Origin of the sequence: Anaerococcus urinomassiliensis (genome assembly GCF_900128425.1) — a bacterium.
Lineage (GTDB): Bacteria > Bacillota > Clostridia > Tissierellales > Peptoniphilaceae > Anaerococcus > Anaerococcus urinomassiliensis.
On record NZ_LT635782.1, the window covers coordinates 1481903 to 1507777 of the forward strand.

The 25875-nt window shown below is 28.4% G+C and carries 16 protein-coding genes and 1 pseudogene; all 17 read right to left on the bottom strand.

What is annotated here, in order from left to right; genetic code table 11:
* Nucleotides 1-5: 5 nt before the first annotated feature.
* The 17 genes and pseudogenes from BQ7474_RS07985 to BQ7474_RS08055 all read right to left on the bottom strand — a co-directional run bounded on the left by BQ7474_RS07985 (nt 6) and on the right by BQ7474_RS08055 (nt 25840).
* Nucleotides 6-9227, bottom strand: coding sequence for a helicase-related protein (locus tag BQ7474_RS07985; RefSeq protein ID WP_407922702.1), 9222 nt, complete (start codon nt 9225-9227; stop codon nt 6-8).
* Nucleotides 9113-9571, bottom strand: coding sequence for a TnpV protein (locus tag BQ7474_RS11110; protein WP_407922703.1), 459 nt, complete (start codon nt 9569-9571; stop codon nt 9113-9115). The genes BQ7474_RS07985 and BQ7474_RS11110 overlap by 115 nt, the downstream gene beginning before the upstream one ends.
* 899 nt (nt 9572-10470) lie before the next feature.
* Nucleotides 10471-11484: a nucleotidyl transferase AbiEii/AbiGii toxin family protein gene (locus tag BQ7474_RS07990; protein ID WP_022620869.1), complete on the bottom strand. Its 1014-nt coding sequence runs from the start codon at nt 11482-11484 to the stop codon at nt 10471-10473.
* Nucleotides 11456-12082 (bottom strand): DUF6088 family protein, encoded by a 627-nt coding sequence (locus tag BQ7474_RS07995; protein WP_022620868.1) that lies wholly within the window; start codon nt 12080-12082, stop codon nt 11456-11458. Before BQ7474_RS07995 ends, BQ7474_RS07990 begins: the two co-directional genes overlap by 29 nt.
* A gap of 530 nt (nt 12083-12612) precedes the next feature.
* Nucleotides 12613-14319, bottom strand: a complete 1707-nt coding sequence (locus tag BQ7474_RS08000; protein WP_073998365.1) for a DNA topoisomerase 3 — start codon at nt 14317-14319, stop codon at nt 12613-12615.
* Between the two features lie 337 nt (nt 14320-14656).
* A complete protein-coding gene (locus BQ7474_RS08005) occupies nt 14657-15553 on the bottom strand; it encodes a CD1107 family mobile element protein (RefSeq protein WP_044564916.1) in 897 nt (298 codons plus the stop codon).
* A gap of 14 nt (nt 15554-15567) precedes the next feature.
* Nucleotides 15568-16011: pseudogene (locus BQ7474_RS11115) on the bottom strand (copper amine oxidase N-terminal domain-containing protein); the annotation flags it as partial.
* A 1118-nt stretch (nt 16012-17129) separates the two neighbouring features.
* Nucleotides 17130-17375, bottom strand: a complete 246-nt coding sequence (locus tag BQ7474_RS08015; RefSeq protein WP_010248092.1) for a hypothetical protein — start codon at nt 17373-17375, stop codon at nt 17130-17132.
* A 14-nt stretch (nt 17376-17389) separates the two neighbouring features.
* Nucleotides 17390-19930 carry a C40 family peptidase gene (locus BQ7474_RS08020; protein WP_044564913.1) on the bottom strand — a complete coding sequence of 847 codons (2541 nt, stop codon included), beginning with the start codon at nt 19928-19930 and terminating at the stop codon, nt 17390-17392.
* Nucleotides 19931-19939: 9 nt separating this feature from the next.
* Nucleotides 19940-20899: a DNA-methyltransferase gene (locus BQ7474_RS08025; protein ID WP_022620850.1), complete on the bottom strand. Its 960-nt coding sequence runs from the start codon at nt 20897-20899 to the stop codon at nt 19940-19942.
* Nucleotides 20889-23366: a VirB4-like conjugal transfer ATPase, CD1110 family gene (locus tag BQ7474_RS08030; protein ID WP_022620851.1), complete on the bottom strand. Its 2478-nt coding sequence runs from the start codon at nt 23364-23366 to the stop codon at nt 20889-20891. The genes BQ7474_RS08025 and BQ7474_RS08030 overlap by 11 nt, the downstream gene beginning before the upstream one ends.
* Nucleotides 23363-23710 carry a PrgI family protein gene (locus tag BQ7474_RS08035; RefSeq protein ID WP_010248104.1) on the bottom strand — a complete coding sequence of 116 codons (348 nt, stop codon included), beginning with the start codon at nt 23708-23710 and terminating at the stop codon, nt 23363-23365. Before BQ7474_RS08035 ends, BQ7474_RS08030 begins: the two co-directional genes overlap by 4 nt.
* Entirely contained in the window at nt 23710-23871 is a 162-nt protein-coding gene (locus BQ7474_RS10640; RefSeq protein ID WP_022620852.1) for a hypothetical protein, read from the bottom strand. The genes BQ7474_RS08035 and BQ7474_RS10640 overlap by 1 nt, the downstream gene beginning before the upstream one ends.
* A gap of 11 nt (nt 23872-23882) precedes the next feature.
* Nucleotides 23883-24746 carry a VirB6/TrbL-like conjugal transfer protein, CD1112 family gene (locus BQ7474_RS08040; RefSeq protein WP_010248107.1) on the bottom strand — a complete coding sequence of 288 codons (864 nt, stop codon included), beginning with the start codon at nt 24744-24746 and terminating at the stop codon, nt 23883-23885.
* A 1-nt stretch (nt 24747) separates the two neighbouring features.
* Nucleotides 24748-24963, bottom strand: a complete 216-nt coding sequence (locus tag BQ7474_RS08045; RefSeq protein WP_044564909.1) for a Maff2 family mobile element protein — start codon at nt 24961-24963, stop codon at nt 24748-24750.
* Between the two features lie 3 nt (nt 24964-24966).
* Nucleotides 24967-25275 carry a single-stranded DNA-binding protein gene (locus BQ7474_RS08050; RefSeq protein ID WP_235821497.1) on the bottom strand — a complete coding sequence of 103 codons (309 nt, stop codon included), beginning with the start codon at nt 25273-25275 and terminating at the stop codon, nt 24967-24969.
* 217 nt (nt 25276-25492) lie between these two features.
* Nucleotides 25493-25840, bottom strand: coding sequence for a type II toxin-antitoxin system RnlB family antitoxin (locus tag BQ7474_RS08055; protein WP_071126403.1), 348 nt, complete (start codon nt 25838-25840; stop codon nt 25493-25495).
* Between the last annotated feature and the right edge of the window lie 35 nt (nt 25841-25875).

Below are 25875 nucleotides of genomic sequence, written 5' to 3' on the forward strand. Positions count from 1 at the left end.
AAGCTTTATCTGCCACATGGTTCACTATTATTTATTTCTTTTATATTATTATTTGCTGCTAAATTCCCCTTATATTCCTTTAATTTATCCATAATAGATGTTTTTTCTTTCCTTTCAAAATCTCCTATTTCCTGCACTTTACTATCTCTAAAATCAGCATCATTTCTATCTATTATTCCGTCTAAATCCATATCTTTAGATAGTGGATCATAGAAGTTGCCATCATCATCTATCTCAAGTCCCATTACTTCTCTCAATTTTTCTTCATTTACTGATACAAGCTCACTAAAGTCCCAAAATCCAATAGATGTCTTTATCTGTACTAACTCTTTTAAATCACTTGCATCTAAGGGATCATAGGTGTATTGAAAACTGTCAATTAAGTTCTTATCTACATAGGTGTTCATCTTGTAATTTATTAAATCTAAACTTACTTGTATTTCATGTTTTTCATCTGGTGTAGTTGTATAAGCTATTCCTATATCTGTTAAGTCAGGAAATATAGTATCAAAGTCCTCTAACCTGTTTTCTTCATCATATTCTCTGTTAAGGAAGTCTATCAATTCTTCCTTTACTTCTTCTAGTAATGGATTATCTTGGCTTATATCTTCACTTTTTCCCATATCTAGTAAATTATTTACTTCTGCAAGTCTTAGTGTCTTATCCTTTAAAAGTTCAGCTTGTGGAAATGTCTTTTGTATTTCAATTTTGGCTGTTTGAAATTGCTCTTCTGTATCTTTTAGTTTTGAAATTGTATTTTCTAATCTTTCTGGTAATTTATCTAATACATTATCCATTCTTGTTATATTACCTATTTCATCTGTTCCAAACTCTCCTATATATTCTCCCTTACCTTTTAATATAAAGTTATATTTATTGAAAAAAGAATCATATTTTATGGATAAGTCAAAATTTCTATATTCACCTATTTTTTCTCCATCTTTATCCATTTCCCTATATATTTTAACTCCCTTAATTTTGTTCAACAAAAACTCTCCAGCTATTTTCTTATCTATATACTTCTTTCCGTCAATAATTAGAGAGGTAAATTTATTATCTTCTTTTAAATTTTTATCTACATCTCTATAAGGCTCAACATTTTTAATATCTTCCTTTAAGTTCTCTATCCTTTCTTTTAATCTTTCTATTTCCTTTGGATAAAATTTAACTACTTTATCTTCCAGCTTGTAAAGATTTGATTTAAAATTGGACTCTAGCATTTTAAGTTTAGAAACTTCAACATCAAGGTCCATCTTCTCCTTTATTAATGGATTTCCTGTTGCAAGAGCTTTGATTTCGGCATAGTTTAATGTGGCTTCGTCTACATCTTCTGCAACTCTTACAGGTGTCTTTGAAGTCATAATTTGGGAAATATATTTTTGTTTATTCTCTAAGGTTTGGAATAGGTAGGCATCAAAAGTATTTTCTGTTACATATCTAAATATATGGACTTCCTTATTCTCATTTCCCTGCCTCACAATCCTGCCTGCTCTTTGAGAAAGATCAGCAGGTCTCCATGGTATATCAAGATCGTGAATTGCAATTAGTTTGTCTTGGGCATTAGTACCTGCTCCCATTTTCTGTGTTGAACCAAGTAAGACTCTTATTTCTCCCTTTCTTACCTTATCAAAGATAGCGTCTTTTTCCATATTGTTTTTTGCCTTATGAATAAATTCTATTTCATTTTCAGGTACTCCCATTTCTATAAGTTTTGTTTTAATATCATCATAGATATTAAAATCACTACTTGGTGTAGACATATCACAAAATATTAATTGAGCAGATTTTTTATCTTTATATTTATTCCAAATGCTAAATACATTTTTTATACAGGTATTTACCTTACTATTAGGATCATCAGGAAGTAAAGGATTGATTAATCTTTGATCTAACGCCATCTTCTTCCCATCATTTGTTATTAATAGCATATTATCAACACTTGAATCTACCTGCTTATCACGAACCTTATCTGCTCTCTCGGAAAAAGTTTCAAGAATTTCTTTTTGTTCTTCGGTAGGCTTTGTTTTTATAGTTTCATAATGGGCAATTGGTGTAGGAAGATTTAAAACATCAACTGTTTTAATATCCATAAATCCTTTTACAGTATTCATAAGTTCAGGAAGATTATAAAATTTTGCAAATCTGGTTTTGCTCCTATAACCATTACCCTCAGGATTTAATTCTATTGCCGTTATTGTTTCTCCAAAAGTAGACGCCCAAGAATCGAAATGTTGCAATTTCATCTTTTTTAATTCATCATACTGTAAATATCTCTGCATGGTATAAAGTTCAGCCATACTGTTGCTTACTGGTGTACCTGTGGCAAATACTAATCCTTTATTATTAGTTATTTCATCCATATAGCGGCATTTCATAAGCATATCTGATGATTTTTGTGAATCTGTAGAAGTAATTCCTGCTACATTCCTCATTTTAGAAAATAGATAGAGGTTTTTGTATGCGTGGGCTTCATCTACAAATAACTTATCTACTCCCAGTTCCTCAAAGGTTACAACGTCATCTTTCTTATAATCAGCATTTAGTTTTTCTAACTTTGTCTCTAATTTTTTCTTTGTTTTTTCTAATTGCTTTACAGTAAATCTTTGATCCCTTTCTCTCTTATATTCATCTATATAGTCAATGATTTCATCAATTTGACCTTGCAATTCATATTCTTGTCTTTCTTTTGATATAGGAATTTTTTCAAATTGACTGTGCCCTATAATAACAGCATCAAAACTTCCTGTAGCAATACGACTACAAAATCTTTTTCTTCTATCTGGTGTAAAATCTTTTTCTGTAGCACATAATACATTAGCTCCTGGATAAAGTTCATTAAATTCTCTTCCAAATTGCTCTACAATGTGGTTAGGAACAACAAACATTGACTTATTACTCATACCAAGTCTTTTTGACTCCATGGCTATACCTATCATTTCAAAGGTTTTTCCTGCTCCTACTTCATGGGCAAGTAAAGTATTTCCACCAAACAAACCTCTTGCTATGGCATCTTTTTGATGTGCTCTTAATTCTATTTCAGGATTCATTCCTTCAAAAGTAAGATTAGATCCATCATATTCCCTTTGTCTTATGGAATTGAATCTTTCGTTATAATCTTCTACTAATCTATTTCTTCTTTCCACATCATCAAATATCCAGCTTTTAAATTCTTCTTTTATCATCTCTTGCTTACTTCTTGCAAGCATTGTTTCTTTTTGATTAAGCACAGATTTTTTCTTTCCATCACTGTCTTCTACTTGGTCAAATACCTTAGTATCTCTTAAATTTAAAGTATCTTCTATCAATTTGTAGGCATTTACCCTATTTGTACCATAGGTAAAAGAAGCAAGGTCATTGTCCCTATCAGAGCTTTTTCCTTCAACTCTATATTCTCCTGTAAAGTCAGAATACTTAATATCTATATTCCACCTTGATGAAACTGGTGTTTTCAACAAATCAAACATAAATTTTTTGTAATCTTGTTCCGGTATCCATGTTGCACCCATTCTAACTGTAATCTCACTTGCATCTAGTGCTTTAGGCATTACTTCCACTAGCTTTGCTTTTTGAAAATGTAACTCTTCTAATTCTTTTTTTAAGAGTTTACTATCCTCTAGATTTTCTTCCTTTCCTAACTCTTTTTCGATGTTTTTAATATAAGAGTCTACAACTTCAATTTTATCTCTTATATTTCCTGACAAGTATTCATCAGCACTTACGTAAGGTCTTGAAAAATCTCCTAGCTCATTAGCAGACTTAAATGGATTTATATCATTAGGTTCAAAGGAATCTAAATTTAAAAATATTTCTCCCTTTAATTCTTCTATTAATTTATCTCTTGTTTTTCCTGTCAATTCTTCCATATAATCAAAATTTATTTTACCTTTTTGACTAATAGAGAGTACCAGAGCATCTATTGCCCTATCTGTATGATCTATTATTACAGCTTTTTTTATAGTTCTCTTGTTAAAGATGTCAGATTTTCCTATAAAGTTGCCTTCTTTATCTAATTTTTCCAAAGTTGAAATTAAAGAAAAATTGGCATCTTCTCTAAATAACTTTTTATTGGTTTTTGAATTTAGTCTTCCATGTTTGCTATTGAAATCATCGTAGAATTTATTTAGATTTTCTTGTTCTTTTTTTATCTCTTCATCTGAATAGTCTTCTCTTTGATAGGTTATAACTTTCCTTAGACTTTCATTTAATCTTAAATATTCTTTTACCTTATCTTTATCCTTTTGGTTTAAGGATATTCTTTGCATAATTGAATTTTCTCTAAAATATATTTCATCATCCACTAAAGCAAAAGAATAGTTTTTAACACTATCATCAGCTGGTATTGTTTCTTCTCCTAAATCATCATTTATTTGAGCTTCTTCATACATACCTTGAATATTTTTAATGGCTTTTTTTAGTCCTTCTTCTAAAGAAATATCTTTATTTTCAATACATGCAAGGCTTGTCCCAAATCTTGACGGTATTTCTTCCATAGTCCCTATTACCATCTGAGGATTATCTACAAAGTATTTATTATATATTAGTCCTTTTGCATCTTTGTCTAGCTTTACCCAGTCTTCATCTAGCTTTAATAGCCTATCTCTCTTTTTTAAAAAGATTATATCTGAAGTTACTTCTGTTCCAGCTACCCCTTTAAATGTAGTATTTGGTAGTCTTATTGCTCCTAGGAACTCTGCCCTTTCCGATATATATCTTCTAACATCTTCACTTTTTTTATCCATTGTTCCTGAAGATGTTATAAAGGCAATGATGCCTCCATCCCTAACCTTATCTAAAGTTTTAGCAAAAAAATAATCGTGAATAAGAAAATTATTTCTTTCATACTCACGATCTGCTACTTTAAATTCTCCAAAAGGAATATTTCCTATGGCAACATCAAATAAATTATTGGAAAAATTTGTATCTTCAAAGCCTTTAACTTGTATTTTAGCATTAGGATATAAGTGTTTAGCAATTTTACCACTAATCCTATCTAACTCTACTCCATAAAAGTCTGACTCATTCATTTCTTCAGGTAGACTTCCTATAAATCTTCCTATCCCAGCACTTGGTTCTAAGATGTTCCCTTTTTTAAATCCAAAATTAGAAAGAGTTTCATAGATAGAGTCTATAACTACTTTCGGCGTATAAAAAGCTGTTAAGGTCGATTCTCTTGCTCTATTATATTCTTCCCCAGTTAAATTTTCTTTTAAGAAATTTCTCGCATCAAGCCACTGACCTTCCTTTTCTTCGTCAAATACATCAGCAAGTCCTCCCCAGCTTACATACTTTGCTAAAATTTCCTGTTCATCTTTTCTTGCACTTCTATTTTCTTTTTCTAAAGCCTTTAAGACATTTATAGCTTCAATGTTGTTTTTTAATCTCTGTGAAGGTAGTAGGTTTTCTTCTTCATTAATAATTTTATAGTTTTCTAAAGAAACTTCAGAAACCCCTTCTATATTTTCTCTATCAGTCTTTTTGTCTTTTTTAACTTCTTCTTCGTTATTATTGTCAATATCTTCAAAGCTGATTTGTTCTACTAGTTTCCCTTTATCAATAGATTGTTTTTCTTTTTCACTAGATTTATATACTTCTAAATCAAGATTTTTGTAATCATTAAAAAGAATTGTTTCACTTCCGGTAATAAAACCATTCATTAGTCCTGTGCTATCTTCTAGTTCTATAGTTTTAGGACTTGTATTATCGTTAATGGCGGTTATAGTGTATTCTTTTCCTTTGTATCTAACACTCATACCTTCTTTAAATGGATTTTCTTCTTGCCTTGTTCTATCATTTTCTATTTGCTGATTTAAATATCCATTTAAAAGCACTTCTCTATGTTTGTCATCAAGTAAATAAGGTAAGTTACTTAATATGTCCTTATAACTTTTATATTTTATAGCTTGATTAGAATTTAAAATATACCCATTATATCGTAAATTTTGTTTAAGAGATTTCCCCTTAACATCTAAGATTAGCTCTACCTTATACCCTTCTTTTCCATCTATAATATTTTCTGGTTTTTTTAATAATCCATCTTCTATTTTCTTTGACAGTAGTAAGTATTCTTCATTTTGAGGATCAAAATAGTATTCTCTTTTTTCTTTGATATCCTTACCTATTAACTTGGAAAGAACTTGTTTCTTATCTCTTATTTCTTCAATTTTGGATTTTTCTTCTTGCGATAAATTTATATTAAAAGTAATTTTATTTTCTTCATTTATATGTGCTAAATTTTGATATGCTCCATTGATTTCAAGATTTTTATTAAAAACATATATATCATTATAATAATCTGGAAATTGTTGATTAAAGCTTTGAACATCTATATCATAGCCTTCCTCAAATTTTGTAACTTTATCATCAGTAATTTCAAATAAACCTTCCCTTTCCAATTCTAATACATCATTTAAATTTGTAAGGTTTGATTCTTTCATCTTGGCAGTAATTTCATCAAACAAACTGTCTATTTTTCTGCTATCTTCAAAAGATTTCCCTTTATATAAAGTATAGATCTTTCCTTGTGAGTTTTCCTTTCTTGGATAAACTCTAATTCCTGTCTCTTCTAGTTCTATATCCTTTCTTTTCTCTTTATCTACTAAAGCGTAATAAATTCCTACTTTTACTGCTATTTTATCTTCTACAATCTCTTTTGTTAATTTTTCTTCTACTTCATTTCTTAATACTTCTAAAGCTTTCAAATCGCTTTCTTTAAAGGAATGTGAGAATAGTTTTAAGTCCTTATCAAAATAGGCATCATATGAATAATATGTTATTTGATTATGGTTATTATCATATCCACTGGAAATATTTTTTATTTTTAAATATTTATTATCCTCTGTTTTAACTATATCTCCCACTTTTATAGAGAGTATCTCCTTATCATCTTCTATATTGTTTTCAAGTGAATTATTTAAATATTCTCTATATCTATGTTCTATTCTAATGCCTAATTCTTTAACCTTATCTATTGACTTCATATCATCTGGAAGATTTTCCTGCTTATCGGCAACTTCTCTCATGATTTTCGCATATTCTCTTTGAAATACAGAATTAAAACTTGCTAAAGTATTATTTCCTAAGTTATCTCTTGCCTTTATAATTTCATTTTCTAAAACTTTATCCTTAACTAATACATCGAAAAGTATATCTTCAATTTGGTCTATGGAAATTATTTTTTCATCTATCTTATTTTCTTCTATAGTTTGATTAAGTTCTATCTGATTTTTTCCTATTTGTTCATAAAGAAATTCAAAGTCTCTTTGGTTGATCTCATTTCCATCACCTATGTCCATCTTATAGTGATCAACTATTTCTCCATCTACTATATGGTTAAAATAGAATTTGGAATACCCCTCCCACTCATCAGTCATCTGACTATACTCATCTTCTCCTAAGGTCTTATTATGAAGTCTTATCTTTTCATCTATTTCCCTTATTTCATCTAATAATTCTTTAGTCAGCCTTTGTCCTGTATAATCTTTTTCTATTAGACTTGAACCCTCATTAAACTCAATTATCCAATAATCATCTTTTATATGGCTATCTAAATCAAAACCTATATTCTCTTTATTTTTATTAGTATAAAATTCCTTAAATTCTTCAAAACCATTTACTATATCATCATCTATAACTTCTTTGTTAGAATTAACTACAATATTTGGAATATCATCATATCGACTTTGACTTTCTAAAAGGTAATATTCTCTTCCGTCTATTTCTTCCTTTTCTTTAATATAAAAAGTGTCATATATTCCCTCAAGAATAATTCCATCGTCTAACTGGTCTAATGGTATATCTAATTGTTTTTCAAAGGCTATGGAATATATTTCTTCTTTTAAAAAGTTTGGTATAAATTCATCATAAATGATAAGTTTTCCATCATCACCTATACTTGCTACCGACTGTCCTTGATAATAATATATAGAACTATTATTTGTTCTTTCTATATATACATCATTATCAGTTGGAGGCAGATCATCTTGATAATTTATATACTCCTGGATTTCTTTTTCTGTTTTATTTATTTCCTGATCTGTTTTTTTCTCCCTATTTTTTTCAAAACTTTCTTCATCTATATATCTATTCTTTTTAATAAGGTCATTAATTCTTCTTGCAACATTAGACCAAGATAGTAGTATTTCTTTTGCATTACCTTTATTATATTTTATTCCCGTCGCATCGTGCCACTCACCACTTTCTCTTGCAGCAGATAGTGCATGAGAACTTCCACCTACGCCATATTCATTTTTCAAGAAGTCTGCTTGTTCTTTCAAATCATGCTTTTTAGTAAAAAATTCATATATTCTTTTCTTTCCATCAGAAAACCCACTTCCTCTTTTTAAGTTTTCATCTATCTCATCTTGTGTTATGAAACTCTGAATAGGTGCAATATCCTTTAAATTTGTCCTATATAATTTTCTTTCTATTTCTAGATCACTGATATCATTGTAGATTCTAGATAATTTATAATGATGAAATCTTAAAATATCAGGATTAATCTTATATTCTTCTAAAAATACCTCGTATTCTTTTCTGAGTTTATTTATAAAATTTTTATCTTCAAGTTTTTTTCCGAGATTTTCTTTTTCATCTTGGAAGCCTATTCCTTTTATATCATTAAGACTCGATAGATATCTATCCTTAGTTTCATCAGTAAGATCTCTCTTTAAATACAATAATGTTTCTGCTATTTTTTCTCTTTCATATGTCGCACTTTCTACAATCTCAACATTGCTAGCAAATTCTCCTCTATCTAATAAATTATTAATATTATTGGCTAAGTCTTTCCAAGAAACTATTTGCCCTTCTCTATACCTTGCCTCATCTCCATCTTTAAAAATTGCTCCTTCCTTTCCAAACCATGCAGATATCTTTCTTCCTTCAATTTCAAGACCATTAGCTCCCTTATATATTTCTTTCAAAAAGTTTACCTGTTCTTCTAAAGATTTACCCTTAGAAAATTCTGCTATTACCCCTAGTCTTCCATCTTCATGATTTCCTCCATGTATTAAAAATGTATCTATTTCTCTTTGACTTATTGGATTTGAGAAGGATATTTGCTCTCCCTGATTTTTAGCAGAAAAAAAGGAAGTAGACTCTACTTCCTCATTTTTTAGATTAAGATTATCTCCTTTTCCCCTATTTCTTGTATGGTCATATCCATGTTCTTCTTCAATCTCAGATATTTCAGATAGTCCTCTTCTTTCAGTTCTTCTGTCAGCCCCCAAGTTTCCATCATTTTGACTTCTTCCCTCGTGATAAAGTCCTCTATCTCTTTTTCCTTTGATAGAAGATGATCCATTAATGTCCCTTGCAAATACATTATCTGATAATCCTCTTCTTTGTTCTCCTTGAGAAAGTTCAATCTCATCCTTCCCCATCTGTTGAGTTTCTTTAAATCTATTTCCTTGGGAATTGCCATATTGGGTACTAGGACTTCCATTCCTTCCTCCAATTCTTCCATCTTGTATGTCCCTCCCTGTCTCTCGAAGGAATTCTCCTTGACGATTGGTGTGTAAATCCCCTCCTCCATGAGGTATTCCTTGCCTGCCAATGTTACTTTCTCTTTCATCTTCCAAGCCTCCTTTTTTAAAATTTATTTTACCGTTTATATCAGAACTTAATTTATTATAACGCTCCTTAAGCTCTTTTGTCTGCTCCAAATCTTTTCTTTCTTGAATTTTCTCTAGAATTTCTAATCTTTTTATTTCTCTTCCCAAATCAAGTAAGATATCTTTACTTATATTAGCACTTATACTTAATACTTTGTCTATGTCCGAACTTGATATTTTAGACAGTAAAGATAAGTTTTCTTCTTTTAGCTGATATGAGACCTCCATTCTCTCGCTTATGGAAATTTTTACGGATTCTTTTAACAAATTAAAAAGGTCTACCTTTTGAATGCTTTTTAAACTTTCATCAGATAGACTTTCTAAAATTTTATTGAATTTTCCTCTAACATTACTTTCTACTAAGGCAGCAATTTTATCTTCTTGGCTTAATAGAAGCTTACTATCTTTTTCTTTAAACTTATCTATCATTTCATCTAGTAAGTTTAAATGTTTTTTGCCATCATATTCCCATAATTTTACCTCAGAAATGTTGTGATCAACGCTTACCGTTTGCCTTATATCAAAGATATATTTTATTTTTCCATTTTCTATATCTAAAAGCGGTATTCCTTTTTCTCCTCTTTTGACACTCCTACCTATGCTTTTCCAGTAATCAAATTCCGCACAGGCTGTAGCCTTGGTATCCATATTGTAAATAGATATTTGGTGTATATATGGGTACTTATAGTTATTGCCTGATACCTTTAAATATTCCTCATATTTTTTTATATCTTTCTTAAATTCTTCTTTTGCAAGATATATTGATCTACTTAAATCTACTGTATCATATCTTGGCATTCTACCCCTCCTTGTTTTAGTAATAAAAAAAGAAGATATATTTTCTATACCTCCTTATTTATTAAGCTTTATTATTACTTATTTTTTCATTTAAACTCTCTTCATATTTTTTTAGTTCGCTAATTATCTTTTCAAATGGTATTTTTTCTCCAAATATCATATTTTTCATACTATCATAATCTTTGGAAAAAATCTCCACTCCTTCTTTTGATGGAATTAACTTTATTCTTCCTTCCATTATCTCATCATATTTCGCCCAATTACTGGCATAAAACTTTTTCTTAAATTGAATAACAGAATTTAATAATTCTAATTGAGAAAAACTTTCTTCTTTTATGTCAGTAAGTAGCATTTTATATACATCATAAAAATGTCTTGAATACCTTGTAGGATAATTTCCATTTATTCTGTTAGCCTCTCTGTGTAGTATAGTTATTTTTTCATAAAAAGTCCTTAAACTATTTACAGATACAACTTCTATATTTTCATTAAATACCTCTGGATAAGTTTCCTCTATATAGGTTTTTATCTTTTTCCTACTTGATGGAATCGGTTCTGCTAAACTTCCTATTTCTAATCTTATGACTTGAAGTATAGAGGTATCTTCATAATTTTTAGGATAATCAAAGGCAATAGTTTGTCCATCTATTTCATCAATATAAAAATTATATTTTCTGTTCTTTAATAATTTTTTGAAATCTTTTTGCAGAGTTGGCAAAAATTCTTCTTGTATAAACTTTTTTGTATCTTCATTTAGTTTATCGTTAAATTTTAATTGCTTTGTTTTACTCCTCTCTTCATAAGGCTCTAACTTTTCATAGCCCAAGAGTTGCCAATTAAGAGCAAGATCTATATCCTCTGAAAATCTTTCTATTAATTTATATACTTTAGATAAACTTGTGCCCCCTTTAAAGACAATATAGTCCCTATATTTAAAATCACTAAATAGATATTTCAAAATAATACAGACCCATAAGTCCTTCTCCACAATTGCCTTTGACAAGTTCAATTTATCTGATGTATTTTGTATAACTAATTCAAGTTCTTCATTTGATATTTCTAATAGCTTTTTCATTATTAATCTCCTGTATTTTCTCTAATATTTCCTGTATCCAAAATGGTAGCTTTAAGGTATCACGCTTTAAGTCTTCTTTAATATTTTGGGCAAATACGGCTAACTTCTTGAGTTCTTCTTCCCCTATTCCATCTTTTCCCAAAGCTCTAATTGCTTGAACTAAAATAGATAGTTCTTTTGAATAAGACGTAATGTTTCTATTACTTGTGTGTTTAAATAGTATCTTCTTATTTCTGTAATCATATTGCCTATATGGTCCATCAGAAATATATATATATTCGTTTGGAACTTGTGTAGATAATCCAGTATAATTTAAAGCTGTATCTCCTGTTGGAGATATGGTCCAAGAAAATTTATCGGCTATCTTTTCTGCCAAGGCATTTGCATCTGGATAAGAATATTCTTTAAGGATTTCGCTATACTTAGGCTTTGTATATAATCCATCTATAAGTCTTGTGATTTTATCTTCTTCATTTAATCGGTATAAAACGGATTTGATTGTATTCTTTGTCCCCAGTCCATAGAAGTCATTAATAGAAAAAATTTCTCCTGTATTGCTTGTCATTATATCTTCTATTTTCTTGTTTATTGATTCCATTTCTAATACCTCCTGCACCTAAAATTATATACTTTTGGGTGCAAAAAATCAATTGGGTGACATTTAATTTTTGCACTTTTCTTTAAATTCTTCTCTTGCAAGATATATTGATTTACTTAAATCTACTGTATAATATCTTGGCACTCTATATTTTCTTATTTTAGTAATAAAAAAGAAGATATATTTTCTATACCTCCTTAGCCATTAAGCTTTATTGTTTTTTGTATCATTTATAAAACTTCCTGCACCTAAAATTATATATTTTTGGGTGCAGGAAATGCATTTTATTAGTAACTACTTTTTCCATGGTAAACTACTTCATAAATCAGAAAATGCTCATCAAAGATATTCTTCTATCTTTTCTATTTTTCCTTTGCCTATTATTGATATTCTTAGTTTCCCTTTAAGATGTTTAAGATGTGCTTATCTTTTCTTGTAAGTTAGCTATGTTTTAAGATTACTTTCCTTTATATCCTTGCTTTTGAAAAAACTTATATCTACTATTATCTTTCTCTGTTTTTATAATCAATTTATTTGCAATATCTACCAATGGTGTTTTTGATTTCTTCTTCAATTTCTTTTAAAAATATCTCCTTATCTTCTTTCCCATTTGCAATCTCACTTAATCCCATTTCCCATTCTGCTGTTGTTTTTGGTGATTTAAATTCATCTATTACTATTGATACTAAGTTTAAGCCCTTTCTTGTTGAAATAAGATTTCTCTTATCTCTTTTTATATAACCTTTATAAATTAGATTTTCTATTATTCCTGCACGAGTGGCTGGAGTCCCTATTCCTCTTCTTTCTACTTCAATACCTTTTTCTAAAACATCATTTCCTGCTATTTCCATAGCTTTAAGTAAACTATCTTCGGTAAAATGTTTTGGAGGTGTAGTATACTTTTCTTTAATATTTTTTTCCTTTATTTCAAGTTCATCTCCAATATTCACATTAGGAAATATCGTATCTTCACTCTTTTTCGATGTATATTCTTTTAAATACTTTGTAAATCCTTCATCTTTAATTACTTTGCCAGTGTTTGTAAATTCAAAGCTATCAAATATAGCTACAATTTTTGTTGTATTTTCAACGAGTGGATATCCAACACTTGCGTTTAGTTTATTTAATATTAGTCTATACACTTTAGATTCACTTTCTGGAAGATAAGATATATCTTTACTCAATGAACTTACTGTAGGTATAATTGCATGATGATCGCTAACTTTTTTTGAATTAAATACAATTTTAATACGCTCTGTATCAAAATCATTTTTCCCCAAAATATTATTTATTGTGCTTACAATCATATCTTCTGTTAAATACCTACTGTCTGTTCTTGGATAGGTTATATATTTCTTCTCATAAAGGCTTTGAGCATAATCTAAAGTCTGTTTTGCACTATATCCAAAATATTTGTTACACTCTCTTTGTAGTGTTGTTAAATCAAAAGGTAAATCTGGTTTCGTTATTTTTTCTTTTTTTACTAAATCTGTAATTTTTATTGTATTGCCTATTAAATTTATCAGCTGTTCAGCTATCACCCTATTATCTATTCTATTAGTGGATAGCATAAACTTATCAAGTTCTATTTCTACTGTATAATATTTTTCTTTTTTAAAATTTTCTATTTCAAAATCTCTATCTACTATCATTGCCAATGTTGGTGTTTGAACTCTCCCTATACTATAATTTTCGTCATATAAGCAAGAGTAAAGTCTACTCATATTCATTCCAACAAGCCAGTCGGCTATAGCTCTTGCCTTTGCTGAGTCAAAAAGATTATCATAGTATTTTCCATCTTTTAAATTGTTGAATCCTTCTTTTATCGCAGAATCTTCCATAGATGAAATCCAAAGACGCTCTATTTTCTTTTTACAATTTGCTTTCATATACACAAGTCTAAATATAGCTTCTCCTTCTCTTCCTGCATCACAAGCATTAATTATAGTATCAACTTCTTTACTGTTCATCAGCTTTTTAAGAATATTAAATTGTTTCTTTGTGGTATTTACAATTTCGTACTTGTATTCTTTTGGAATAATAGGTAAATCTTCAATTCTCCACTTTTTATATTTTTCATCATAATTATCAGGATTTGCCATCTGAACTAGATGACCTACACACCAAGATACTCTATAATCATTTCCCTCATAATATCCATCTTTTTTGTTCTTTGCTCCTATAACCTTTGCTATTGACATTGCAACGCTTGGTTTTTCTGCTATAACTAATTTCATTTTTCCTCCTTAATTTTTTATAAAAAAAAGAGCGAAAGATTTCTCCTTCGCTCGCAATTTATCATAATCTTTACTACATCACTTATTTATTTTTTATTAACAAACTATTATCTTCTCTTAGTTTCACAAATTATTTTAGATTTTAATATAAATTTTAAAAACCGTATACTTTTCTATCGTAGATTCTTCTTGTTATACGATAGTTGAATTTCATATCTGAATGTTTCTATATTTTTATAATTTTTATTCCATTATTTAACACTTCTTCAAATGTTATATCCTTCGCATATATGTTTTTCTCGAATAAACTTCCCATCTTTTCAAAAAATTCTCATTATTAAAAATCATCTTCTTCTGGAATAATTTCTGTATCTTCTATACTTTCTTTCTCATCATTTTCTTTATCATATTCATAATCATCTTCTAATTCGTCATAATCTTCATCATCTTCAATAGTATCCTCTTCTCTTTTTTTGTAAACTTTAAAATAATATCCTGCACCTATTCCCACTAGCATTATAAGAACTATAAAAATATATAATCCTACGCCTGACTTCTTTTCTTTCTCTTTTTCTTTTTGAGGTTCTTCCTTTTTTATAGGCTCTTCTTTTCTAACTACTTTTTCTTCTTTTGATTTAGTATCACTTTCTCCTTCGATCATATTTAAAAGGTCTTGCTCACCAACTTCTGTTAATAGTTGAACATTTTCTTGGTTTTGTGAATGATCTATAATAAGGTGCATTGTCTTGCCTGATTTAGTCTGAAAAGTTAAAAATTGTCTAACGTCTACAGGATTTTCTTCGCCCTCTTTTCTTACTTCTTTATCTCCAACTTTAGGAGTTAGATCTTCTCCACTTTCATCTACATTTTCCAATACTGTCCCTCTTGCTTTATTCTCCTTTGTTGCTAAAGAATTAATCGCTTTTGTATTCCCTCCTTTTACAGGTTTTGCTGGTTGGCATGAATTAATAGATCTTTCTTTTTGTTCACTTTTTACATTTTTACTATCTGGTATTTTAGGTACTTCTTGATAGGGTATTTTTTGTTTTTCATCAGAAGGATTATACACATCTTCATCAAATAAATTTTCTAATTCTTTATTATTTTCTGGAGTATATATATTATTTAGTTGACTCGTTATTTCACTTTCATTACTTTTTGCCATGGATATACTTGGTATTATTGTAAACATAAAGAGTAACACTAAGGCTACTTTTATTCCGCTTTTCTTCATCTTTAGCTCCTTTTTTATTTTATATTTTTAAATACATATACTGCTTTTTTGTTATTATCCCATTCAATGCTTTGATCTTTTCCGTCTTTTATATCTCCACAAGTTGCATTAAAAGCTTTTGCAATATTTGAAATAGAAGCATGAACTCTTCCATTTATAATTACTGGCTTAGTATCAGAATGATAAATATTTCCGTCACTATCTTTCATGACTCCTGTGTCTATATTTAATCTCAATGTTTTCTTTGGAAGAACGATATTTTCTTTATTGGAAAATATAGCTTCTCTTTTGTTGTCATCATATTCAACGTTAAATCCTAAAGTATAGGCTGTATATCTTATAGGTAACATAATATGATCATCTTGAATGTATGCCTTAACATCCATATACACAGTAGTTTTCTTTCCATCTTTTATGACATTATAGTAATTTTTTCCCACTTGAAACACGCTAAATTCATCGCTCTTACTACATGGCTTTATATTATCCTCTCTTTTACTAATAACTTCTTTAGTATCTACTACTTCTTTGTTAGTAATCTTTTCTTCTACATCTTTATCATGTTTTGTTTCTATTTCTGCTTGTTTCTTCTTAAGATTATCCAAAGTTTTTTCAAGCTTTTCCTTATCATTTATAGCTTTTTCTTTTTCCCCTGTTTTGTTTTTCTTTAGGTATTTCTCTAGTTCACTGATTCTTTTATTACATTCTTCTATTTTTTTGTCTAAGTCATTTTGGAGATTTTCAAACTCTTTTGTTTGTTGTTCTATTTTATCTTCCAAGCTTTTTATCTGTTCTTGTAATTCTTTTTTATCTTTTTCTGCTTTAGATCTTAATTCAGTTAATTCTTCTTCAAGAGATTTTACTTTCTCACAAGAATTTTCTTTATCTTCTTTTGCCTTATCTACTTGGTCTTTTAATTTTTCTAATCTTTCTTCTTTTGCCTTTAAAGTATCTTCTATTTTCTTTATTTTCTCCTCTTTTAATTCTATATTTTGATCCTTTTCTTTAATCTCTTTTTCTAATTGACCAATCTTTTCTCTTGTTTCTTTAAAACTTTTTTCATTAACTTCTGCCTTTTCACCTTTTGCTTCTAATTCCCATTTTGCAGAAGATAATTCTTCTTTTAATTTTTCACTTTCTTCTTGAAGTTTCTTTACTTCATCTCTTAGCTGTTCTAGCTCAGCTATTTGCTTTTTGTCTTTACTTTCTAGAGCACATATTTTTTCTTCTAGACCTTTAATTACTCTTTCTTTTTCTAATAATTGATCTTCTAGGCATTTCTTATCTTCTAAAAAATTATCTTCCTTATTTTTATATGAATCTAATTTCTCTTGAAGCTTTTTTATTTGATCTTTATTTATCTCTTTATCTTTATTTAAGTTTTTAATTTTCTCTTGTAAGTCTGTAATTTCTTTTTCTAAATTTTCTACATTGCTACATACCATTTCAGCTTCAATTTTATTTGTGTTTTGTAAACTTTTTTCTGAACTAGCATATATATGACTCATAGGCGATATATTTATAATACTTGCTAGTATTATTCCAAACGCTAAAACTCTATTTCCTATTCTTTTCATTACTTTTCTTCTCCTTCATTAATTTGACTTATACTTTTTTCTTTTCTTTCTTCTTCCTTATTTTTTCTTACTATATATAAAAATTCATCAAGGGATATTTTTTTGCTACGAAACTCTTTGATAACTTCCATATTCTCTAATTCTTCTTGTTCTTCTTCTAAGATTTGAAGTTCCAACTCAATATCTTCTTTTTTCTTTACTAACTTTTTTTGTTTTTCTATATTTTTAATTAGTTTTTTATTCATTTTTATCACCTTTTCTATCTTGGTCTGCCAAAGGCATAAAAGTGTTCTTTCCAATATCTTGTATTAATATTTGCATATTGAATAGGATCTCCTGCATGAATCATCATTCCATTGCCTGCATATATTCCTACGTGAGATATTGGTGTTCCAGAATTATATGTTCCTTTGAAGAAAATTATATCTCCAGGCTTTGCTTGACTAGGCGATACAGGATTACAATAATCAGTATATATTCTCCAAGCTGTTGTTCTTGGCATATTCTTTACTCCTGATTTTGTAAATGACCAACATACAAATCCTGAACAGTCAAAATTCCTTGGTCCACTAGCTCCAAAAACATATCTTTTTCCTATATGTTTTTCAGCTTCTCCAAATAATCTCCTTACTGCTACATCATCAAACTCTATACCGGAATTTCCAAAATTTGGATTATCTACTATATCCCCTAAATCTCCATAACCAGAGCCAAAATAATCTCCCATATTTCCTTGATTTTCTAATAATGATAAGTAGTGAGCCATATTAGTTTCATAAATTGCAAACTCTTCTTTTGCAATTTTATCAATACTTTTCTTGGTAATGGTAAGAGTCAATATTTTATAGGTGTATGGATTTCCATCTTTATCATATTTAGTAATAGTTTTTGATGTATACTCTTTTTTGTACATCTGATTAAAGAGTTTTTTTAGCTCCTTTTTTATTTCATCAGTCGACTTAATTTCTCCATATCTTGCTGTTAAATAACTAAATAGCTCGTGAACATCATGACCTACTGGATCTCCTTTTATATGATATTCATCGTAGTTTGGATAATTTTCTTTAATACTATCTATCTCATCTTGCAAAGCATATTCATAACTTGAAAATTCATTATTTACATCACTTAGCACTTCTTTTTTTGATAAGTAACTTGTAGCCATAACATTACTTGTAATACCTGAAGTAATACTTCCAATATTACTTATTTCTTTAAACAGCATGAAAAAAAGTCCTAAAATGCAAAGGACAATAAAAATATTTTTATATCCCTTATTTTTTAGAACTTCTGCTGTCTTTTTACTCATATTTGTAATAGACTTTTTTATTCTATTTTTTAAGCTTACTTCTTGTTTTTTTCTGAAATCTTTCTGAAATTTTTTCTTCATAAAAAATCGATTCAATTTATTGGTATTTTGATAGACTCTAGACTTTTTTAATTCTTCAAAATTTTTTTCAAATAATAATCTACTTTCTTTTTTATGAATTTTATTATCTAATTTCTCTAATTTTCTTTTAGTTTTTAAAGCTTTTTTTCTACGATTACGTCTAATATTTTTTCCAATAAGCTCTGTACTTCTGCTTACTTTATATGATACATCTATTCCTGCATTATCTTCTTTTCCGCTATAAAGATAGTTTGATGCCATTGCACTTGCAAGAATTAAAGGATTTTCTAATCCTCCTTTTTTTGCTTTTTTATTATCTTTAACTAAGTCTTTTTCTTTTTTTGCTTTTTTCGAGTGTAATTTTGAGATCTTTTCTTCATTTTTTTGAAGCTTATCTTCTTCCTTCAATTTATCTTCTTTAAACTTATTTTGTCCTTCTTTTACATTCGAACTTTCCTTTTTTGTTCTTGTATATTTTTCATTTAGATTAAAATTAGCTCTTTTACCTTCTTTTTTGTTATTATCTATAATTTTATTTTTATTATTTAGATCTACAGAGCATTTTTCCTTTAAGTTCTTACCAGTCTTTAGTTTCTGATAATTCTTATTATCCATTTCACTTTCTGTTAAGTATAAACTTTTTGCCCTAAACTTCTTACCTTTATAATCCCTTACATTAGATCTTTCTATTTTTGTTGAAATGGACTTATCTTGAAATGAATTTTCTTGTTTGTCACTTTGATACTGCTCTTTATTCTTTCTAAAGTCATTTAGAAATCTTTTATTTCTATACTTTGAAAAATACTTTTCATCATCACTAGTATCTCTATAAGAAATATTACTATCTCTAAAGTCCATATCATAACGATCTATTACTCCATCATTATCTAAATCTTTAGACAATGGGTCATAAACTTCTAACTTATCTTTATTCTTTATTCCATTCTTAGATATATGATTAGAACTCTTCTTGAAATTACTTATCCTATTTTCATATACTCTATCATTTTCTTTCTTGATTCTTTCTTCTCTAATTTTATCTTCTACTTCATTATCTTGTTTCAAGTTATCAAGTATTTTATATTTTTCTCTATATACTTTCTCCTGTCTTTTTCTTTGTATTTTTTCCTTATCTGATTTTTCATTAATATTAGGTATATATTTATTATCTAGTTCTTGAAAGTGGCTAGAAGTTTTCTTTATATTATCATAATTCTCAACTTCAGAAACTTGTCTGTAGCTATCTTTTTCATTCATAAAAGTGCTATTTTCTCTTTCAGAATTTTTGTTTAATAAAATGGGTGAATCTTTTTTATTTTTTATAGTGTTGCTACTTATATTTTTCTTTTCTAATATAAGCTTACTTTTTGGTACATCTCTAGGATTTATTTTGCCCTTTTCTTTTTTCATAAACGCCTCCTATTTCATATTTTCTTCAATCCTTTCTTTAGCCATCTTGCAATAGTCCTCATTTAATTCTATTCCTATATATTCTCTATTCATTTTAGTAGCAACCATTCCAACTGTGCCTGATCCCATAAATGGATCTAATATTAACCCATTATTAGGACAAGCTGCTTTTATACAAATTTCTACTAATTTTGGTGGAAATACTGCATAGTGTTTTCCTTTAAAGGCATTAGTATTTATTGTCCAAATATCTCTACTATTTCTAAACTGAGGAACATTATCTCCTATATATTCTCCATATTCTCTTGCTTCATTTATGCTCTGTCTTTTAGCACCTGTATTTTCTTTTAGGTACTTATTGTCTTTTCCCCTTGCCCTTATATATCTTTTTTTACTTATCTCTTTCATGGGTTCTTTCATTGCTTCATAGTTATAAAAATATTTTTTTGATTTAGAGAGTAAAAAAATATGTTCGTATGATCTCGATGGTCTATCTTTACATGATTCTGGCATAGCATTTTCTTTGTGCCATATAATATCACTTCTTAAATACCAACCATCTTCTCTTAGTTTTAATGCAAGTTGCCAAGGAACTCCAATCAAATCTTTTGTCTTATATCCTTTTAATTTTTTCGTGACAGAAACTTTTTGGCCTGTTCTTCCATTCTTATTTTTTGGGTCTTTGTATTCTTTCTTGCTTCCAGTACCAACGTAAGAATCTCCTATTACAATCCATAAAGTTCCATCTTTTTTTAATACTCTTTTTACTTGGTCAAATACTTCTACTAACTTATTTAAATACTCTTCAGGACTTTCTTCTCTTCCAATTTGACCTTTAACTTTATAATCTCTTAATCCATAATAAGGAGGAGAAGTAATACAGCAATCAAATATCTCATTAGGTAGTTCTTTTAAGGCTACTAATGCATCTAAATTAATAATATAGTTACTTTTTATCTTATTCTTCATAACTTTCTTTTAACTCCTCTGGTTTAGTTGTCATTAGTCTATATAGCTTAGTATCTTTAGGGAATCTATCCACGAATGGAACAATGGTATTTCCATAAAACAAAAGCCCTTCTCCTTCATTAGAGTTGGTTACATATGATAATTGGTAAAGTGATATATTTAGTTTATCTGCTAATATTTCTCTATCTCCAGAGGCTTGATTTAGCATCAATATAAAGTCTGTATTATCAAATATATTTTCTATTTCAGGACTAGCTAAAAGATCCTTGACATTCTGAGTTAACCCTGTTGGTATTCCTCCCCATTTACGAAATCTTTTCCAAATTTCTATTGAATAACTTGCTGTTTGTTCTTCTCTTAACAATAAATGGAATTCATCGCAATAATACCTAGTTTCTTTCTTATTCCTATTAATTGTAACTCTATTCCAAACTTGATCTTGAACAATAAGCATTCCAATTTTTCTTAATTGCTTTCCCAATTCTTTGATGTCATAACAAAGTATTCTATTTTTAGTATCTACATTAGTTCTATGATTAAAAACATTTAAGCTTCCTTTAACATATATTTCCATTTCTACCGCAAGTTTTTTCCCTACTTTTTCCTCTTGTTCCAAAAGTAAGTTATATAAATCTTCTAAAATTGGCATATTAGAAGGTATAGGATTATCAAAGTAGTTTTTATATAAGATTGGAAGACATCTATCTATAACAGAAGTTTCTTCTGCACTCAGTCCTTCTTTTCCCACTACTAATTCAAATAATGATAGTATAAAGTCAGACTTTAATGACAATGGATTATCTTCATCTGCATAATCTAAGTTTATATCTAATGGATTAATATAGTCTCTACTAGTAGGTGATATCCTTATAACTTCTCCTCCTAATGCTCTAGTTAAATTCCCATATTCGGATTCAGGATCACATATTATAATGTCATCTTGTGTAATTAAAAAGGCATTGGTAATTTCTCTTTTAGCCGAGAAAGATTTTCCCGACCCTGGTGTTCCAAGTATTAAACCATTAGGATTTTTTAACAGCTTTCTATCTGTCATTATGATATTTCGACTTAATGCATTTAAACCATAATATAAGCTTTCTCCTTCTAAACACAATTCTTCTGTAGTAAATGGAATAAAGATCGCTGTAGAACTTGTAGTAAGTCCCCTTTTCACCTCAATGTCATTCTTTCCAATGGGCAATGAGGACATAAGAGCTTGTTCTTGCCTATAATTAAGATTCTTTAATACACAATTATGTCTACCTGCTATAGAGTTTAATTGAAAAATTACGTTGCTCAATTTCTTTCTGCTTTTTTCTATATTTGTAAATAAAATGGTAATTACAAACATTCTCTCGTTATGATTTTGAAGCTCTAATAAAAGTCTTTTAGCATCATTTCCATAAGTGATCAAGTCTGAAGGTAATATATCCATGTCATATCCCGATCTTATAGCTTTTTTATTTTCTTCAATTTTCATCTTATCTAGATCTGTAATTTTTCTTTTTATCATTTTAATTGCGTTTGTTTGATCGATAGAGTTTATATGAAAGGTTACAATCATATTTTCTTCAACTTCTAAAAATTCAGATAATAGTCTATCAGATAATTCTGGTGCAAGAATCTGTAAAAAATTTACTTCTCCAAAGTATTCTCCTACTCTAAACTGATTTATAGATGAAAAATTAAAAGAAGTCGGAGAAATATAATCTTTTGTGGATAAACCACTATGTTTTAAATCATCATATGAAAAAGTAAATTTTTTATCTTTATTTAAAATATCATGAATCACCTTTAATCTTTCGTATCCATCTAGCACATAAGCCTTAACTCCCATTTTCTTAAAATTATTTAGTATGTCCATTTCCATTCTTTCAAGTCTAATTGTAGCTTCTTTTATATCCTGTGCTTCTAAGCTAAAAGTGATATACATATATTTACTTAATCCATTGTTCCCTTTTTCACTTTGATTTTTTAACATCTCTCTATATTCTTTCCTTATCTCATTAAAAGAATCATCTCTATAGGGGATATTAATATTTTTTTCTATTTCTTCATTTTTCCCTATTCTGTTAATATATGAGAGTTCAATATCTACACTTGGATCAAAGTAATTTAAAAAGTTAGAAAATTCATTAAAAATACTTTCTTTATCTTCTTCTGTCGAAAGCTGATAATTAATATCTAAAAATCTTATCATTTTATTAAATTTATTCTTTTCTATTTGACAAACTCCATTTTTAAGCATTCTTAAATAGGGAATTGTATCTTGAACACTTTTTTTCTTTTGTTTTCTTCCATTAAAAAAAGAAAGCTCTTTCTTTTGCTTTCTTTGTCCTTTGTACTTCTTTGAACTTTCTATTTTCTTTTGACTTTTACCTATGCTTTTTAAGTCTTCTTTCTGCTTTTTTAAATTCTCTTTTTCTGCATTTAATTTTTTTTGCTGTCTTTTTTGTATTTGATTCATTTTCTCCCTTCTTTCATTTTACTTATTTTTCTTTCTATATCATAAATACAATCTGTTTTATATAGTCGAATACTTGGTTGAGTCTTTTTTTCTATCATGTACTTAAGATACTTCTCAAAATACAGACCATCTTTTTCATAAAGTGTTGTGAAAATAATAGGAAATGCTACTCCTATCATAATAAGCATAGATATATCATTTGGTAGATTTTTTCTTGATAATATATAAATAGGAAAGCCTATTACTCCTGCTATTGTAAATCCAATTAATTGTCTTTTTGTTAAATTTAATGCTACTTTGGTTTTTACTTTAGTTAAATCTTTTGGAACATTTACATATGCCATTATTCTATTTCCTCTATTCTATAAATTATCATCTCATCTTCCCTTTCTTTTTTTCTTATTTTATTTGTTATATATGATCCAATTATAATTATTGGTAATCCTATTATTCCAAACCTTTTAATTTTAAGTTCATTCTTTCTTTTATTTATTCCTTTAAACATTTCTCCTCCCTTTAATGTGCATTTAATATTGATTTTGCAATACTTCCAGATTTCATCATCGTAATTCCAAGTATTAGTGTGTAGCCAAGTAGTTCAAAAATACTCTTGTGTATATCTGTTATACTTAAAGTCTTTACAAGAACTGCGTAAATACCTACACATATAAGCAAAAATAACCCTTGTAGTCCAAGAGCAAAAAGTCCTCTAATATAATTAGTTCCTATGCTCCCCCATTCTTTGTTTCCCATAGTGGCAAAAGGTATAGCACAAACAGAGGTATAGATATATATTTCTATCATTCTTCCATAAAGTATTACCGTTATTAATACCGATATTCCTTGAATTATCATTTTTACTATAGAGGTTTCTATTACTACTGTCATAAGTTTTCCTATTGATTCATTCTTCAATGTTTCTGTCATAGCCGCTATATCCCCTGGTGAAACTTTTGAACTCACATTAGCTACTCCTGCTGCTTTTCCTATTAAACTTTGAGCTACATCAAATACTGCCATAGAAAATTCAAAAGCATGAGATACCAACCATACAGCTATCCACATTTTTATAATATATTTAAAGAAATCAAATGTATCTGTATCGTTCATATTATTCTTATTCATTACCATTTGAATTAACTCAATACATAAAACTGCAGTTATGATAAGACCTGCTATAGGAAGTATTACATTTTCACTTATTGATTTTATAAAGTGGAAAACTTCCGAGTTCCATCCACTCGGAGTTTTTCCAACTTCTGTTGCTATCGTAGATACTTTATCATTTATATCAAGAAGCATTCCACTTAAATTTTCCTTGATCATGTCTATAAGCATCTCCGAAAAAAACTCTTTGATCTTATCTACTATATTAAACATCTTATTTTAATACATTTGCTAAAAGTGGAATTAATTTAAGTCCAATAAGCACAATTCCTCCACCTGCCATAAGTTGCTTAATACCTTGAGATTTAGCTCCAGGGTTATCATTACCATAACCTTCCATTAGATTAATTACTCCCCAAGAACCAAGTCCAGCTCCAATCGCTGTTACTAATACCTTTAATACATTTACTGCTTGTGTGAAAAACTCCATTTTTTATTCCTCCTCTTTTTCTTCTTTATTTATTCTATTAATATGTTTTACAATAAAATTTTTGAATATTTTCTCCTCTTTTTTTACCTCTTTAAAATATCCAAATATATGAACATACTCACCGCTTTCGAAATCCTCTACTGTCTCTACTTTTTCTCCGTATAGATTGCAATAAATATATTCTTTTTTTGTTTTTCCATTTTCTTTAAATTTATTTACTACAGTAAAATTTGCTACTTCTCTTTTTCCTTCATTTATATCTATTGTTGTTGTTTTTATTTCTCCAACTAAATTTCCACTTATGTTTAGCATTTATCTTTCCATATCTTATTTTCTCCTTAATTTTTTTATGATTTTTTCAAAAAAAGAACATCTATTTTTATTAGATGTCCTGATACTATGGCTATTTAATTTTTAAAGGAGAATCTCTTTCATTGTATATCTTCATGCAATCCTCCCATTTAGTATAAAAAAATACACCTAAAGTTTTTATATTCTTTAGGTGTTTATATATTTTATGTTTTTTTATTTAAAATGTTGCTATTAACTCTTTCTGAGAATTTGTTAAAATTGAGTTTTTTAGCCATATTGACTCTTTACTAATTATAGAATTAGCTTTGTTAATTATATTTTCATCTACTATGGGATATGAATATTTATTTAAGTTTATTGTCCCGTCTTTATTAATTTTTACTTCTAGAAACCTATAACTATTTATTCCTGAAACTAAAGCAGTGTCGATTAAAACCTTATATTCAGATGAAGGAAGCAGCTTTATATTTTTTAAGCAAGTAGAAATTTTTTCTTTATAATCTAATAATGTTATTATCTTTTTATATCCTGATATGTTTAAATCATTAATTAAATATTTTTCCATAAAACTTCCTCCTTTCCAAAGTTCCTCTATTAATT

Coding starts and splice junctions, on each gene's coding strand:
- BQ7474_RS11110 (WP_407922703.1), bottom strand. CDS start 9,571: ATGAAAGAGAAAGTAACATTGGCAGGCAAGGAATACCTCATGGAGGAG.
- BQ7474_RS07990 (WP_022620869.1), bottom strand. CDS start 11,484: ATGAAAAAGCTATTAGAAATATCAAATGAAGAACTTGAATTAGTTATA.
- BQ7474_RS07995 (WP_022620868.1), bottom strand. CDS start 12,082: ATGGAATCAATAAACAAGAAAATAGAAGATATAATGACAAGCAATACA.
- BQ7474_RS08000 (WP_073998365.1), bottom strand. CDS start 14,319: ATGAAATTAGTTATAGCAGAAAAACCAAGCGTTGCAATGTCAATAGCA.
- BQ7474_RS08005 (WP_044564916.1), bottom strand. CDS start 15,553: ATGAAGAAAAGCGGAATAAAAGTAGCCTTAGTGTTACTCTTTATGTTT.
- BQ7474_RS08015 (WP_010248092.1), bottom strand. CDS start 17,375: ATGAATAAAAAACTAATTAAAAATATAGAAAAACAAAAAAAGTTAGTA.
- BQ7474_RS08020 (WP_044564913.1), bottom strand. CDS start 19,930: ATGAAAAAAGAAAAGGGCAAAATAAATCCTAGAGATGTACCAAAAAGT.
- BQ7474_RS08025 (WP_022620850.1), bottom strand. CDS start 20,899: ATGAAGAATAAGATAAAAAGTAACTATATTATTAATTTAGATGCATTA.
- BQ7474_RS08030 (WP_022620851.1), bottom strand. CDS start 23,366: ATGAATCAAATACAAAAAAGACAGCAAAAAAAATTAAATGCAGAAAAA.
- BQ7474_RS08035 (WP_010248104.1), bottom strand. CDS start 23,710: ATGGCATATGTAAATGTTCCAAAAGATTTAACTAAAGTAAAAACCAAA.
- BQ7474_RS10640 (WP_022620852.1), bottom strand. CDS start 23,871: ATGTTTAAAGGAATAAATAAAAGAAAGAATGAACTTAAAATTAAAAGG.
- BQ7474_RS08040 (WP_010248107.1), bottom strand. CDS start 24,746: ATGTTTAATATAGTAGATAAGATCAAAGAGTTTTTTTCGGAGATGCTT.
- BQ7474_RS08045 (WP_044564909.1), bottom strand. CDS start 24,963: ATGGAGTTTTTCACACAAGCAGTAAATGTATTAAAGGTATTAGTAACA.
- BQ7474_RS08050 (WP_235821497.1), bottom strand. CDS start 25,275: ATGCTAAACATAAGTGGAAATTTAGTTGGAGAAATAAAAACAACAACA.
- BQ7474_RS08055 (WP_071126403.1), bottom strand. CDS start 25,840: ATGGAAAAATATTTAATTAATGATTTAAACATATCAGGATATAAAAAG.